The sequence below is a fragment of the Marinobacterium lutimaris genome (genome assembly GCF_900108065.1).
Classification (GTDB): domain Bacteria; phylum Pseudomonadota; class Gammaproteobacteria; order Pseudomonadales; family Balneatricaceae; genus Marinobacterium_D; species Marinobacterium_D lutimaris.
In genome coordinates, this window is the sequence record NZ_FNVQ01000001.1 from 1,180,374 (window position 1) to 1,194,607 (window position 14,234).

Consider the following 14,234-nt stretch of genomic DNA (forward strand, 5'->3'; position numbering starts at 1 on the left):
ATCTAACATCCTAATCCTGAGTTTGTTCTGCGTTTTTCAGCAAAGCCTCGAGCGACCGCTCGATCTGGGCATCCAAGGGAGCCTCAACCCTCAGCGGGGTTCCATCAGCAAGCTTAAGCTCAAGCGCCGCCGCATGCAGCATTAAGCGCCGAAATCCGTAATCGCGGAATTCCTGATTCACTTCATCGATCCCATATTTGGTATCGCCGATGATCGGGTGTCCAGTGAACAGGGTGTGTACACGAATTTGATGGGTTCTTCCTGTCTTCGGCCGGGCTTCGATCAAAGTCGCGAGGCTACCGTAGCGGCGCAGAACCTTGAAGTCGGTCAGCGACGCCTTGCCTGCCTCATCAACCTTGACAATACGCTCGCCCGATTTGAGCTCGCCTCTAAGCAGAGGTACGTCGACACGCTTGTCACGACCATTCCACTTACCCTGTACCAGCGCGTGGTAGATCTTCTGCACACGGCGTTCACGCAACACCTCATGCAGGTACCTGAGCATGGAACGCTTCTTCGCGATCATGATGCAGCCTGAAGTATCACGGTCAAGGCGATGCACCAGTTCGAGAAAACGCTGCTCCGGGCGCAGTTGCCGCAACGCCTCGATCAAGCCGAGATTAACGCCACTGCCGCCGTGAACAGCCAGTCCGGAGGGCTTGTTAATGACCATCAGGGCATCGTCTTCGTAAAGCACGGCGCTCTCAAGATGCTCCAGAAGCTGCTCGCCAACCACCGGCGCATCGCCCTTTTCCGGCAGACGCACGGGCGGAACCCGGATCAGGTCGCCCGGCTGAAGCTTGTAATCCGGCTTGGTCCGCTTCTTGTTAACGCGCACCTCGCCTTTACGCAATACGCGGTAGATCAGACTCTTCGGCGCTCCCTTTAACGCGGTGCGCAGAAAGTTATCGATCCGCTGCCCACCCTGGTCCTCGTCAACGGTAATAAATTGAACACCTTTGCCGGTGCCTGCACTCTCATTTCCCATCGTTTATCGCTATGTCGGTTCGTTGAAGCACTAGGGGTTAGCTGTTATATTCTAGCGGTGCCGCGGGCGGTTGGCTTTAGGTTTTTATAAATCCATGTCGCCGGCCCCTCATTACATAGATCGAAGCGCGGCTGCGCACGTACCGACCTGCGGCAAAAAGTGTAAAACGCGAAAGTTTAACGGTTTCGCAAGAAATCAAACCTATTTATACGCAACGCTTTCACGACCTTCGTCGATGACCGAAGGTCCAGTTGAAGGTGGAGACGCACGCTGACCCGGAACCTGCCTCTCGATCGCCACGAGCGCTCCAGACTGCAGCCACAGCCAGCAACGATAATGACAGAGGTCCGCGTTTCCTCCACCGCAGATATGCAGACATTTAAAGCAGGCAGCCGCTGATGTATGGCTGCCTGCTGTTACCGTCCCGCCGCCGTAGACGCGGGACGGGCTGTAGTCAAAAAGACTGGGCTCCACCTTTCACATGCCGGTATCGACAACGGCGTGGGGCGTTGCGTTACATTGAGAACGCATAAAAAATGAAGAGAATGCTCATCAACGCAACTCAGCCAGAAGAGTTGCGGGTAGCCCTGGTCGATGGCCAGAGACTGTTCGATCTGGATATCGAATCCGACAGCCGGGAGCAGAAAAAGGCCAACATCTATAAAGGCCGCATCACCCGCGTAGAACCCAGCCTTGAAGCCGCATTCGTCGATTACGGCGCCGAGCGCCACGGCTTCCTCCCCCTTAAAGAGATCTCCCGCGAATACTTCAGCAAGCAGCCTGAGCGTGGCCAACGTCCGAGCATCAAGGACATGGTCAAGGAAGGCACTGAGGTTATCGTTCAGGTCGACAAAGAAGAACGCGGCAATAAAGGCGCTGCACTGACCACCTTTATCAGCCTCGCCGGCCGTTACTTGGTGCTGATGCCCAACAACCCACGGGCAGGCGGAATCTCGCGCCGTATCGAGGGCGACGAACGCACCCAGCTCAAAGAAGCACTTGCAGGCGTAAACATCCCTGACCAGATGGGCGCCATCGTGCGTACCGCGGGTATCGGCCGCAGCAGCGAAGAGCTGCAGTGGGACCTGGATTACCTGATCACCGTCTGGGAAGCGATCACCAAAGAGAGCAAACGTAACGCTCCCTTCCTGATCTACCGCGAAAGCAACGTGGTTATCCGTGCCATTCGCGACTACCTGCGCTCCGATATCGGTGAAGTACTGATCGACGACCCCGTCGTCTACGACCAGGCACTGATGTTCGTGCGCCAGGTAATGCCAAGCTACGAACAGCGCATCAAGCTTTATAAAGAGCAGACTCCGCTGTTCAACCGCTTCCAGATCGAAACGCAGATCGAGACAGCCTTCGAGCGTGAAGTAAAACTACCTTCTGGCGGTTCCATCGTTATCGATCCCACCGAGGCACTGGTATCGATCGATATCAACTCCGCCCGCGCAACCCGTGGCGGTGATATCGAAGAAACAGCGCTCAACACCAACCTTGAAGCTGCGGACGAAATCGCCCGCCAGCTGCGCCTGCGCGACATCGGCGGCCTGATCGTCATCGATTTCATCGACATGACCCCGATCAAGCACCAGCGCGAGGTTGAAAACCGCCTGCGTGACGCCCTGAAACTTGATCGCGCCCGTGTACAGATGGGTCGCATCTCCCGCTTTGGCCTGCTCGAGATGTCACGTCAGCGTCTGCGCCCCTCTCTGGCGGAGTCCCGTGGCCACGTCTGCCCCCGTTGTAACGGCCAGGGCACCATCCGCGACACAGAATCTCTGGCGCTGTCTATCCTGCGTCTGATCGAAGAGGAATCTGCCAAGGACCGCACCGCGGAAATACGCGCCATTCTGCCGGTCAGCGTCGCCACCTTCCTGCTCAACGAGAAGCGTCGCGAAGTCCATGCGGTCGAGCTGCGTCACGAGGTTCAGGTCGTTATCGTTCCTAACCCGAACATGGAAACTCCGCACTACGAGGTTGTCCGCCTGCGCGACGACCACAGCGTCTCCACCACCAACGACGCCAGCTACACCCTGCAGCCGGAACCGGTTGAAGAGGAGCTTGAAAAAGCGAGCGTCCCGGTGAAGCGTGAAAAGGCAGCGGTTCAGGCCGTCGTACCGACCTCCCGCGCACCCAGCACCCAGGCAGGGGAAGACACCGCAGAGGCACCCAAGGCTGCAGTTGCACCTGCAGCGCCGGCAGCACCGAGCACTCCGTCCTTCGGCGAGCGCGTCGTTGCAACTCTGGGCCGCCTGTTTGGCAAGCGCCCACAGGAAGAAGCACCCGCCAAATCCAAGGAAGCTGAAGCCAAGCCGGTAGAAGCCAAGCCAAGCCAGTCAGATGACAGCGGCAGCAGACAGTCCCGCGATAGCAGCCGCAGCAACCGTAGCGGCAGCAACAACCGCAACCGCAACAACGATCGCCGCCGTGGCAATGACCGCCGTCGCACCCGTGATAACGACGAAGTGATCACGATCGAGCAGGAACAGGCGCTGCCAACCATCGGTGATCAGAAGGAAAGCAACGACAGCAGAGACGACAAAGAGAAGTCCGACGGCAGTCGCTCACGTCGCCGTCGTCGCAGCCGTCGTCGCAGCGACAAAAACAGCAACGATACAGCTACAGACAACCGCGACATTGAGCAGCGGAACGACGCTGACGAAGCGGACGAGCAGCAGCCGAAAGAGCAGCCTGAAGTCAAAGATGCTTCTGAGCAGCAGAAACCGGCCAAAGCTGATCGTAGCGAAGCCAGGGATAAAGATGGCGAAGAGGAAACTCGCAGCCGTCGCCGCGGCCGTCGTCGTCGCAGCAACGAAGAGCGCAGTGCCGAGCGCACACCGCTTGCTGCAGTGGAAGTGAACGCAGAGCAGGACGAAAGCGCTACTGCACCGACAGAAGCACCGGAAGCTGCCACAGAAGCCGACGAAGCCAAAAACGTTAACGAGGCGACTGGAGCAAGCACCGAGAAAAGCGTTGAGGCCGATGCCGAGAAAGCTGCGGAAGCAACTGGCGAAGAAAGCAGCCTGAAGGAAGCTAGCGACGTTGCCGAGCAGTCTGAGCCCCAGACCGCCGTGGCTGAAAGCGCAGAGCCCGAGACCGAAGCCGCATCTGAAGAAACAGAGCAGACCCAGGTCGAAGAGGTAAAAGCTCCCTCTTCCGAGCAGCACCCTGCAGAGGAACCTGCTGCAGAAGAGCCCGCATCTGAGCCCAAAGGCGAAGCTGAAGAGCCAGCTCCGGCGGCAGAGCAGAAACCTGAAGCCAGCGAGGAAAAAGCGGTTCAGTGCGACAATGTCGAAGCCACTCCAGAAGCTGCAGTAGCAGTTGATCAGCACGAAGCAGGCGAGTCTGTCGCAGCGGCATCCGAGCCCAAGCAGGAGCCAGCCTCAACCGAGGAGGTCGAAGCCGAGGTCAAAACTGAAGCTGAACCTGAAGAGCCAGTCGAAGCAACACTTAGCGAAGAACCGGTATCCGAGCCTAAACAGGGTCAGGAAACCGTCGTTGAGCCGACCCAGGAAGAAGGCGCCAGCGTAGATAACGCAAGCGAGAAGGCTGCAGCTGAAGAAGAGCCGGAAAAACCCGCTCGCCGCCGTCGCACCCAACGCGCACCCAACGACCCTCGTGAAGTGAAACGCCGTCAGCAGCAGGCTGCAGACGAGTCCAGCCAGGGCGATAACTAATCGCCCTGCGTTGCAGCGATAAAAAAGCCCGCCTTTTCAGGCGGGCTTTTTGTTAGCGGTATCCAGGGAGCCGATCCATTCGGAAGCCCCTTCCCTCATCTTAGATCAGGGATAAAACCTCGGTTCCGGCTCCAAAACCACTCCGTAGGTTTCAAGAATATCGGCCTGGATAGCGGTTGCGAGCTTTTCCAGCTGGCTACGATCCCCATCGCCTAGATTGACCAGCACAAGCGCTTGCTGATCATGCACACCGACGGAAGCCATCTTCCGCCCCTTCCAGCCACAGCGGTCGATCAACCAGCCGGCAGCGAGCTTAAAGCCTGCTATATCAGGGTAAGCAACCAGGTCAGGATAAGCCGCCTTGATTCGCTCATAGGTTGCACCATCTACCACCGGATTCTTGAAGAAGCTGCCGGCATTTCCGAGCCGCTCGGGATCCGGCAGTTTTTCACGACGTATATCGCACACCGTACGAAACACCGCTCGCGGATCCTGCTGTTCTTCGGTCGATAGCCTGGCCTGCAGCGGCGCATAGGTAGTGACAGTCGCCGCTATGCGACTGAGCAGAAAACGCACACGCAGGATAAGGTAGCGACCGCTTTCACGCTTAAAGCGGCTATCTCGATAGGCGAATTCGCACTCACAGTTATCGAGCCAATAGATGCGCTCCTGCTGCCAGTCATACACCTGAACAGCATCGATTCTGTCTTTTACCTCAACCCCGTAAGCACCGATATTCTGCACCGGCGCCGCGCCGACGCTTCCTGGTATCAGCGCTAAATTTTCGAGACCGTAAATCCCCTGTTCCAGCAAGCTTGAAACGGCGCCATGCCAGTGTTCGCCACCGCCGAGAGTGACCCTGACGGAAGCTCCCTCAAGCTCTTCAACCTCGCAGCCCCTAAGATCCATCTGAGCAACGATCCCGGGTATCCGTGCGGAAAGTACCAGGTTACTTCCGCCGCCAAGCAGTAGCAGCGGATCACCGCTGCGCTTAAGTTCGGCGTGCAGCTCAGACACCTGTTCCTGGGTTTGGATGCGAACAAAACGCTCAGCAGTCACCTCGAAGCCGAGCGTGTTCATCCCTGTCAGCGAAAACTCGCGGTGAAACTCCAGACTCAACGGAACAACTCCGCCTGAAGATGCTTGATCAACCCTTCCGAGGCAGCCTCAACCAGGTCTAAAACCTCTTCAAAGCCGCGGTCACCATCGGTGTAATACGGGTCCGGCACTTCAGCGCCAGACTGACCGGCAAAATCGAGAAAGAGACCGAGATGCCCCTCGAATTCCGCCGGGCAAACCGCACGCAGATTGGAGAGGTTCTGACTATCCATCGCCAGCACGTAGTCGTATCTGGCAAAGTCCTCAGGCTCAACAGCACGGGCACGCAACAGGGTCAGATCATAGCCCCGACGCGCTGCGACAGCGGTGCTACGCCGGTCAGGCGCCTCACCGACGTGATAGGCTGCAGTTCCTGCCGAGTCGACCTCCAGCATTGCCTGCAGCCTGGGATGCTCTGCAAGCTTGCGGCGAAACACACCTTCAGCGGTTGGCGAACGACAGATGTTTCCGAGACAGACAAAAAGTACAGCAGCGTTGCGCATCAGGACTCCAGCATCGCTCTGAGACGTTCCAGGTCTTCCGGTGTATCGACACCCGTCGGTGGCGCTTCCACCGCCTCGTCCACATGAATACCGGCTCCGTTATAGAGCGCGCGCAGCTGCTCCAGAGATTCTGTCGCCTCAATCGGCGCAGGCGGCCAGGCAACGAAGTCATTCAGCAGCTTGACCCTGTAAGCATACATCCCGATATGACGCTGCCAGTTAAACCCTTCGGGCAAACTGTCCAGCTTGCCACCCTGGTTCAGCGCCGAATCGCGCGGCCAGGGAATCGGCGCACGGCTGAAGTAGATCGCCATACCGCGGTGATCGCGGATCACCTTAACGACATTAGGGTTCAGCAGAGAAGCAACATCGGTGATCGGCTCAGATAGCGTTGCAATACTGGCTTCCGGAACCGCAGCCAGGTTATGCGCGACCTGATTAATGACCCGAGGCGGTATCAGCGGCTCATCACCCTGGACGTTAACCACGATATCGTCGGCATAAAACTCGAGTTTTTTCACCACTTCCTGCAGGCGGTCGGTACCCGAAGGGTGATCCGACGACGTCATACAGACTTCAGCACCAAAACCCTTGGCACACTCGGCGATACGCTCATCATCCGTGGCAACAACAACCCGGGTCGCCTCGCTTTCACAGGCGCGCTCATAGACATGCTGAACCATCGGCTTGCCGGCGAGCTGCGCCAGCGGTTTACCGGGGAAACGGCTGGAGGCGTAGCGGGCGGGGATAATTATCGAAAAGCTCATAGTTTCACTTCTAAGCTAAGGGTTTCACTTCTTTTCGGGAAGGCGCTCATCGGCGCCGAGGGTACGCGCCTCACTTTCAAGCATCACCGGAATATCATCGCGGATAGGATAAGCCAGCCCGCTGGTACGGCAGATCAACTCGTTGGTTTCGCGGTTCCACTCAACCGGTGCTTTCGACACCGGACATACCAGGATATCTAGCAGTTTCTGGTCCATTACGGACTCCCGTATTTCTGTTGCAGTCTGACCAGCTGCCGATCCAGCCAGTCGTCAAATTCTTCATCGAGGCGGGCGTCAACTTTCAGCGCCCACACCCCGGGTTTCACCCAGTCGCCACATTTTACGGCGTCTTTTTCCGTGAGGATAACGGGCAGCTCATCATCAAAGCTGAGCGTTTCCGCGGTGATCGCAGCATGGTCCGGCAAAGGATGCGGCAGCGGCTTAAACCCCAGACTCTCGAGCGTGTCAAAGAAACGCTTGGGGTGACCGATACCAGCCACCGCGTGAACCTGCCGCGCCCCCTGCCACTGCTCTGCATCCAGGCTTTTCCCCGTGGCCAGCTCAACCAAGGCTCCGGGTTGCAGTTCCATGCTCGACGCGCCAGGAAAGGCAAAACGCCCCTGGCCGTTCAGTATAACGCGATCCACTTCGTTCAGCCGTTCCGGCGGCTCTCTCAAAGGCCCCGCAGGCAGACAGCGGGCATTGCCCAGCCCTCGGGCAGCATCAACCACGGCAAGTTCAAGATCACGACCGAGGCGGTAGTGCTGCAGGCCGTCATCGCTGATAACGATATCCACGTCAGCCGTGTCGAGTAGCGCCCTGACCGCTGCGGGACGATCCGGATCGATCACCAGCGGCACCCCACTGCGACGAACGATCAGACAGGGCTCATCCCCGCCCTGCTCCGGCGCGGTATCTGCGTTAACAAAGAAAGGATAATGCGGTGCCTTGGTGCCATAACCGCGACTGACCACGCCAGGCCGGTAACCCCGGGCTCTGAGCTTATCGATCAAGTTCAACGTCAGTGGTGTCTTGCCACTGCCGCCGACACTGATATTGCCGACAATGATCACCGGCACCGGCGCCAGCCATTGATTTTCCGGCTGCGTCAGCCGCTGACGGCGGCGCTCTGAAAGCCTGCGATAGGCCCACTCCAGCGGAGCCAGCAGACGTAGCCAGCCGGCACCGGAGTACCAGTCGGTTTCGAGTCCCATCAGTTGGTTTCCACTTCCCGCGTGGAAATACTCAGATGAATAAAACCAAGCTGGCCCGCCACATCCATGGCAGTCACCACGGACTGGTGCGGTGTCTGCGCGTCGGCGGTAATGATAAACGGCAGCGTGCGGTCTTCGCCCGCCTCCTCCGCGATGGCGCGTTTGAGTGTCTGTGCCTGGGTGTTGACCAGCGAACGCCCGTTGACGCTGTACTGCCCCTGGGCGTTTATGACCACATCGAGGGTTTCTGTCTTAGCGACGGCCCCACCATTAGCTGCCTGGGGCAGATCCACATCGAGATGGGTTTCCTTGGTGAAGGTCGTTGAGACCATAAAAAAGATCAACAACAGAAACACCACGTCAATCAGGGGTGTTAGATTGATGTTGACCTCTTCTCGGCGCTGACGCTGAAAATGCATGGGGATCTCCTGTTATTTGAAATCCACATCACGTTCGCCATGGACTATCTCGACCAGCTTGATCGATTCCTGCTCCATGGTAAGCACCAGTGTATCTACCTTGCGTTGAAAATAACGATGCAGCACCAGCGCGGGAATCGCTACGGACAAACCGGCCGCAGTCGTAATCAGCGCCTCGGATATGCCACCCGCCAGAACGCCGGCATTACCGGTCCCCTGAATCATGATCTCAGTGAAGACCTTGATCATACCGATGACCGTTCCGAGCAGGCCCAGCAGAGGGGCTATTGCGGCGATGGTCCCCAGGCTGTTTAGAAAGCGTTCCAGCTCGTGCACCACCACAGTGGCCGCCTCCTGGATACTCTCTTTCATCACCTCGCGACCGTGAGACGAGCTATTCAATCCCGCGACAACAATCACACCCAGAGGACTTTCCTGCTTAATCGCGCGCATCCGCTCCGGTGTCATTTCACCACTGCGGACCAACTCCCACACCTGGGCAAGCAGCCCCTGCGGAATGACTCTGGTTGTTCTCAGCGCCAGCAAACGCTCCACGACTATCGCCAACGCCACTATAGAGCAGGCGATGATCGGCACCATCAGCCAGCCACCCGCTTGAATCAAATCGAACACGACTTCGTCTCCTGTACAGCCGGGGTCTTACTCTACCATAGCCTCAAGCGGCCTGAGTAGATACTTAACCCGCTGTCCAGTAACGTCTTTTTGCACTTCGCCAAACGCTTGTTTCGCATTGCTCACCGCCATGAAGCAATACAGCGCCATCAACAGCCGTATCGAGTATTTCCGCCCCACTTATCCGGACGCGCTCTACGACCTCAGCCGCCGGGTGACCGAAAGAGTTGAACGCGCCCCTGCTGAAAACCACAACCTCAGGCGCCATGCGGGTTAAAAATAACTGCGAGCTCGAGGTATCGCTGCCGTGGTGCCCTGCCACCAGCCAGGTGACGGGCCCAAGATCAGTCCTGGACACCAATGACCGCTCCCCCTGCTTACCCAGATCACCGGGAATCAACAGCGAGCAGTGTCCGTTACTGATCCTGACGACGCATGAGAGATCGTTACTTCCCGCCCCCGTCACCTGCGCCTGAAAAGCAGCTATTTCAACGCCGCCCCAGCGCCAGTTGATCGCGGCACTGCCACATGGGCGTTGAGCAGCAATGCCGGGTACTGGTTCACCCGAGACAGTCTCCTCCACTCTCAGGTACTCAAACAGCGCCCCTGCACCGCCACTGTGGTCGTTGTCGCCATGACTCAGCACCAAAAGCTCCAGGTCGGTTAACGCCCTGGACTTTAAATCCGGCACGATGGCATAGGCGAAAGCACTTCCTCCATCGAGGTATCCCGGACCGGTATCGTAGAGCAGCCTCGCCTCACTGGTTTCCACAAGCACTGCGAGCCCCTGCCCCACATCGTAGATAGTTACATCAAACTCACCGGGGCCGGGGCGCGCTGGCTTGGATAGAAGCAAAGGAAACAGCAGCATGAGCGCAGGCCAGCGCCAACGCAGTGGAACGGGCTGAAGCCACCAGAGCGCTGCAACGGTTGCCAGCACCACCGCAATAGATGCAGGCGCAGGCAGTGCCATGTACAGCCCCAGCAGATCCCGCCCCGCAGCAAGCCCCCACCAGAATTGATCGATCAGAAAACTCATCAACAGGGTCAGCGTCTCGCTGCCTGTTGTCAGCGCAAGCGGCAGTAGTAGCGGCAACGCCATCACCAGCAACGATATCAACGGCACCGCCAGCAGATTGGCAACGGGAGCCAGAAAACCCAATTGGTAAAAAAGCGCAGCGGTAACTGGCAGCATGCCAATAAAAAGCGTCCCCTGAAGCCGCCACCAGGCGAAGACGAAGCCGTTCCTGGCTCGCCTCTGAGCCAGTATCCAGAGCAACAGGGCGACAGCACCAAAAGAGAGCCAGGCACCCGGCTCTGTAACCGCAAGAGGCTGAACAACGGTGACCAGAATCAACGCGAAACGCCAGCGCACCCAACCGCTGACCGGCGTCAACGTCCACTCCCCGGCAAGGAATATCAGCACCATGATCAGCGAGCGCTGCACCGGGATCGCCATGCCAGATAGAAGCGCGTAGCCGAACGCGAAAGCCGCCGCCAGTATCAACCCTGCACGGCGCACCTGTAGCGATGACACGCCAGCCCCCAACAAGAGGTATCCCACAAGACGGGAGAGCAGCATCCCCACGCCAGCAATAACCGCGATATGCAACCCGCTGACCACCATCAGGTGGGCGGTCCCGGTCTCACTGATCAGGCGCCACTGATCATCTCTCAACCCTGACCTGTCGCCCAGCACGAGCGCATGCAGGGTTGCAGAGGTAACCGGCGAAAAAGCTTCATCCATCTGGTGACTGAGGTACTGCCGGAAAGAAAGCAAGCCGGGAGGCGCGTCGGCGTGCCCACGAAGATCGCGTATGTATCCACGCGCATCGACAGCCTGCACCAGATTACGCTTCTCTGTATCGAATGCCCTGGGGTTGCTGAGCCCGCGCGGAGGGAAGAGGCGCACAACAGCCTCGATACGGTCCCCGGCCTGTAACACAGGAGCCACATCATAGTAGGATAGTTTCAGCCGCCGCAGCTGGGTTAGCGCAACTTCCTGGCTATCGATGCTGTCTATTTTTAGAACGAAACTCTGTCTTCTGCTCGACGTAGCGGGAATGGATATCAGAGTTCCGCTTAGGAATACGTCGCTACGGGCGTGCTGATCAGGCAACCGATGACTAAGCTGCCAGGCACCCCAGATAGACGCCAACAATACGCCGGCAATAAACAGGAAAGCCTGACGGCGAGCGGCTTTGAAGAGAGAAGCCGATGCACCCGCAAGCAGTAACAGCCAGACTTTTCCCAGGCCGGGTAACATGGCCACGGAGAGCAGACCAGCAAGATAAGCGATCATCCTTGATCTCAAATTGTTGGCTTAAGAGGTCACACTCGGCATAATGCCCGCACAGATGTGAGTTAACACGTTAATATGCCGCGCAAAATCTTCAAGAAGTACATGCCGGACCAGCACAAGCTGCGTGCCCACCCCTCCCTGCGCTGGCTAGGGGAACACCTGCATGATCCAAACCTATGGCACCTGACCCGCAAATCGGTTTCTCGGGCTTTCCTGGTCGGCGTGTTTTGTGCGTTTCTGCCAATCCCTGGGCAGATGCTGGTGGCTGCGGTACTGGCACTCTTCATGGCCAGCAACCTGGCTATATCAATCGGCCTTGTCTGGCTGACCAACCCGATTACCATACCGCCGATCTTCTATTTCACTTACCGGATCGGCGCCTGGCTGCTGGACAGCCATATCCGCAAGGACATCAGCTTCCATTGGGACCTGGCCACCATTCAGTCTGAGATAGCCGCCATCTGGTGGCCTCTTCTACTGGGCTCACTGCTGACAGGCATACTGCTGTCGCTACTCAGTTATGTGGCCGTGCACTGGTTCTGGATCTGGCACGTCAACCGCAGCTGGCGCAAACGCAAGCAGATTCGCGCCACCCGCAGCGCTGATCAGAACGATTGATCAGCAGTCCTGATTAACCACTCTGATCAACACGTCTATTCAAGGCAGGTGCTAATCAAATAACCAGGGCTGCAGCCGGCCATCCACAATCTCGACCGCCCGATCCATCCGGCGTGCCAGTGCAAGATCATGGGTCACGGTAACAAAGGCGGTGCCGGATTCACGGTTCAACTGATCCAGGCAGTTTTCCACCTCCTGCGCGGTATGGCGATCCAGGTTGCCGGTGGGCTCATCCATCAAGACACAGGCCGGCTTGCAGACCAGCGCCCTGGCGATCGCCACACGCTGACGCTCACCACCACTGAGCTTACCGGGCTTATGCTTCAACCTGTGCCCCATACCCACCTGCTCGAGAAGCTCCTCAGCTGCTTTACGCGCCTCTGCGACGGAGTGACGCCCTAACACCAGCGGCATCGCCACATTTTCCAGCGCCGAGAACTCATTCAGCAGGTGATGAAACTGGTAGACGAAACCCAGGTGACGGTTACGTATCGCCGAACGCCTGACCTCACTGACCTGATAGAGTGCCTCGCCGGCCACGGAGACATCACCGCTATCCGGTTTATCAAGCCCGCCGAGAATATTCAGCAGTGTACTTTTACCACTACCGGAAGCGCCGATAATCGCCACTCTCTCGCCGCTGTTCACGCTGAAACTGACATCGTCGATAACGATCATCTCGTTGCCGGCTTCGTTGTAGCTGCGCCGAACGCCGGACGCCTTAAGAACCTCACTCATAACGCAGAGCCTCCGCCGGTTGAGTACGTGATGCCCGCCAGGCGGGATAAATAGTCGCCAGGAAGCTGATACCCAGCGCGGTGCTGGTGATCAGACTAACATCAGCCCACTGCAGCTGAGATGGCAGATAACTGATGAAATAGACATCGGCAGAGAGGAACTGAATACCGAAGGTTTGCTCAATCCAGGCCACCAGATCGGTGACGCTCAACGCCAATACTATCCCGAGCAAGGTACCGAGCAGGGTTCCTATGACTCCAATCACCACGCCTTGGACAATAAAAATCCGCAGGATGACCGAAGGCGTCGCACCCATGGTGCGCAGGATGGCGATATCGGCACGTTTATCGGTAACCACCATCACCAGCGTGGAAACGATGTTAAATGCTGCCACAAAGACAATCAGGAACAGCAGCAGGCCGATCATCCGCTTTTCGAGCTGGATCGCCTGAAACAGGTTACCGTGGGTGCGGGTCCAGTCACTGTAACTGAGCATACGGTCCTGGTTGCGGGCCATTTCACGCACCAGAGCCGGCGCCTGGAACAGATCTTCAAAGTGGAGCTGAACACCATCCACCGCTCCCTGGGACATCCGCTTCAGGCGCGCCGCATCGTCGATATTGATATAAGCGAGATTGGCGTCGAGCTGGGCTCCCACCGAGAAGATACCGCTGACGGTAAAACGCTTCAGTCGTGGCGTAATTCCGGCCACGCTGACAGATGCCTCCGGCAGCACCAGCGTCACCTTATCGCCAACACTGGCACCGATGTAGCGTGCCAGCAGCTCACCCAACACGATGCGGTACTCGCCGGCTTCCAGATCGTTCAGCGTACCGTGCTCCATATGCTGGCCGATAATGGAAACCTGGTCCTCAAAGGCGGGATCGACACCATTGACCATCACGCCCTGCACTCTTCCGGCGTGGGTCAGCATACCCTGCGCCTGAATATAGGGAGCCACACCCTGTAGCCCCGAGGTACCCTCGATCTCACCGGCCAGGGAGCGCCAGTCTTTAAGCTCGTCGCCGTAGGCGCTCAGGGTCGCATGTGGAACCATCCCGAGAATACGTTGCTTGAGCTCACGGTCGAAACCGTTCATGACCGAGAGCACCAGAATCAGAGCAGCCACACCCAGCATCAGGCCGAGCATCGACACCAGTGAAATGAAGGAGATGAAGTGATTGCCGCGTTTTGCCGCGGTGTAACGTAGACCCACAAAGAGCGAGAGGGGTTTAAACATCGCGTAATCTTGTCCCTGTTAACGGCTAACA

13 protein-coding genes are annotated in these 14,234 nt (G+C 57.8%); 2 read left to right on the forward strand and 11 right to left on the reverse strand.

The window, feature by feature from the left end; all coding sequences use genetic code 11:
• Window positions 1-10: 10 nt before the first annotated feature.
• Window positions 11-988 carry a 23S rRNA pseudouridine(955/2504/2580) synthase RluC gene (gene rluC, locus C4S72_RS05225; RefSeq protein ID WP_104001982.1) on the reverse strand — a complete coding sequence of 326 codons (978 nt, stop codon included), beginning with the start codon at window positions 986-988 and terminating at the stop codon, window positions 11-13.
• Window positions 989-1,524: 536 nt separating this feature from the next.
• Between rluC and rne the strand changes: the two genes are divergently transcribed.
• Window positions 1,525-4,671, forward strand: coding sequence for a ribonuclease E (rne, locus tag C4S72_RS05230; protein ID WP_104001983.1), 3,147 nt, complete (start codon window positions 1,525-1,527; stop codon window positions 4,669-4,671).
• 105 nt (window positions 4,672-4,776) lie between these two features.
• Here the strand turns inward: rne and murB are convergent, their stop codons facing one another.
• From murB to C4S72_RS05270, 8 genes are all read right to left on the reverse strand, one after another.
• Window positions 4,777-5,790 (reverse strand): UDP-N-acetylmuramate dehydrogenase, encoded by a 1,014-nt coding sequence (murB, locus tag C4S72_RS05235; RefSeq protein WP_104001984.1) that lies wholly within the window; start codon window positions 5,788-5,790, stop codon window positions 4,777-4,779.
• On the reverse strand, window positions 5,787-6,272 hold the full coding sequence (locus tag C4S72_RS05240) for a low molecular weight protein-tyrosine-phosphatase (protein WP_104001985.1): 486 nt from the start codon (window positions 6,270-6,272) through the stop codon (window positions 5,787-5,789). Before C4S72_RS05240 ends, murB begins: the two co-directional genes overlap by 4 nt.
• Complete coding sequence (gene kdsB, locus C4S72_RS05245) at window positions 6,272-7,039, reverse strand: 3-deoxy-manno-octulosonate cytidylyltransferase (RefSeq protein ID WP_104001986.1); 768 nt, start codon at window positions 7,037-7,039, stop codon at window positions 6,272-6,274. Before kdsB ends, C4S72_RS05240 begins: the two co-directional genes overlap by 1 nt.
• Window positions 7,040-7,063: 24 nt before the next feature.
• Window positions 7,064-7,255, reverse strand: coding sequence for a Trm112 family protein (locus C4S72_RS05250; RefSeq protein WP_104001987.1), 192 nt, complete (start codon window positions 7,253-7,255; stop codon window positions 7,064-7,066).
• On the reverse strand, window positions 7,255-8,253 hold the full coding sequence (gene lpxK, locus C4S72_RS05255) for a tetraacyldisaccharide 4'-kinase (RefSeq protein ID WP_104001988.1): 999 nt from the start codon (window positions 8,251-8,253) through the stop codon (window positions 7,255-7,257). The genes C4S72_RS05250 and lpxK overlap by 1 nt, the downstream gene beginning before the upstream one ends.
• Window positions 8,253-8,672: an ExbD/TolR family protein gene (locus C4S72_RS05260; RefSeq protein WP_104001989.1), complete on the reverse strand. Its 420-nt coding sequence runs from the start codon at window positions 8,670-8,672 to the stop codon at window positions 8,253-8,255. Before C4S72_RS05260 ends, lpxK begins: the two co-directional genes overlap by 1 nt.
• Before the next feature lie 12 nt (window positions 8,673-8,684).
• A complete protein-coding gene (locus C4S72_RS05265; protein ID WP_104001990.1) occupies window positions 8,685-9,305 on the reverse strand; it encodes a MotA/TolQ/ExbB proton channel family protein in 621 nt (206 codons plus the stop codon).
• A gap of 64 nt (window positions 9,306-9,369) precedes the next feature.
• Window positions 9,370-11,607 (reverse strand): DNA internalization-related competence protein ComEC/Rec2, encoded by a 2,238-nt coding sequence (locus C4S72_RS05270; protein WP_104001991.1) that lies wholly within the window; start codon window positions 11,605-11,607, stop codon window positions 9,370-9,372.
• Window positions 11,608-11,682: 75 nt separating this feature from the next.
• Here C4S72_RS05270 and C4S72_RS05275 point away from each other — a divergent pair, with 75 nt between their 5' ends.
• Window positions 11,683-12,225, forward strand: a complete 543-nt coding sequence (locus C4S72_RS05275; protein ID WP_104001992.1) for a DUF2062 domain-containing protein — start codon at window positions 11,683-11,685, stop codon at window positions 12,223-12,225.
• 51 nt (window positions 12,226-12,276) lie between these two features.
• Here C4S72_RS05275 and C4S72_RS05280 read toward each other — a convergent pair whose 3' ends face one another.
• Together C4S72_RS05280 and C4S72_RS05285 are read right to left on the reverse strand one after the other, a co-directional pair.
• The gene (locus C4S72_RS05280) at window positions 12,277-12,963 is read right to left on the reverse strand and encodes an ABC transporter ATP-binding protein (protein ID WP_104001993.1); all 687 of its coding nucleotides are present in this window, start codon (window positions 12,961-12,963) and stop codon (window positions 12,277-12,279) included.
• Window positions 12,956-14,203 carry a lipoprotein-releasing ABC transporter permease subunit gene (locus C4S72_RS05285; protein WP_104001994.1) on the reverse strand — a complete coding sequence of 416 codons (1,248 nt, stop codon included), beginning with the start codon at window positions 14,201-14,203 and terminating at the stop codon, window positions 12,956-12,958. The genes C4S72_RS05280 and C4S72_RS05285 overlap by 8 nt, the downstream gene beginning before the upstream one ends.
• Window positions 14,204-14,234 lie beyond the last annotated feature (31 nt).

What these genes read in the sequence shown, in the direction of transcription:
- kdsB (WP_104001986.1), bottom strand. Translation starts at nt 7,039, where the DNA reads ATGAGCTTTTCGATAATTATCCCCGCCCGCTACGCCTCCAGCCGTTTC.
- C4S72_RS05250 (WP_104001987.1), bottom strand. Translation starts at nt 7,255, where the DNA reads ATGGACCAGAAACTGCTAGATATCCTGGTATGTCCGGTGTCGAAAGCA.
- C4S72_RS05270 (WP_104001991.1), bottom strand. Translation starts at nt 11,607, where the DNA reads ATGATCGCTTATCTTGCTGGTCTGCTCTCCGTGGCCATGTTACCCGGC.
- lpxK (WP_104001988.1), bottom strand. Translation starts at nt 8,253, where the DNA reads ATGGGACTCGAAACCGACTGGTACTCCGGTGCCGGCTGGCTACGTCTG.
- C4S72_RS05260 (WP_104001989.1), bottom strand. Translation starts at nt 8,672, where the DNA reads ATGCATTTTCAGCGTCAGCGCCGAGAAGAGGTCAACATCAATCTAACA.
- C4S72_RS05285 (WP_104001994.1), bottom strand. Translation starts at nt 14,203, where the DNA reads ATGTTTAAACCCCTCTCGCTCTTTGTGGGTCTACGTTACACCGCGGCA.
- C4S72_RS05240 (WP_104001985.1), bottom strand. Translation starts at nt 6,272, where the DNA reads ATGCGCAACGCTGCTGTACTTTTTGTCTGTCTCGGAAACATCTGTCGT.
- rne (WP_104001983.1), top strand. Translation starts at nt 1,525, where the DNA reads ATGAAGAGAATGCTCATCAACGCAACTCAGCCAGAAGAGTTGCGGGTA.
- C4S72_RS05280 (WP_104001993.1), bottom strand. Translation starts at nt 12,963, where the DNA reads ATGAGTGAGGTTCTTAAGGCGTCCGGCGTTCGGCGCAGCTACAACGAA.
- rluC (WP_104001982.1), bottom strand. Translation starts at nt 988, where the DNA reads ATGGGAAATGAGAGTGCAGGCACCGGCAAAGGTGTTCAATTTATTACC.
- C4S72_RS05275 (WP_104001992.1), top strand. Translation starts at nt 11,683, where the DNA reads ATGCCGCGCAAAATCTTCAAGAAGTACATGCCGGACCAGCACAAGCTG.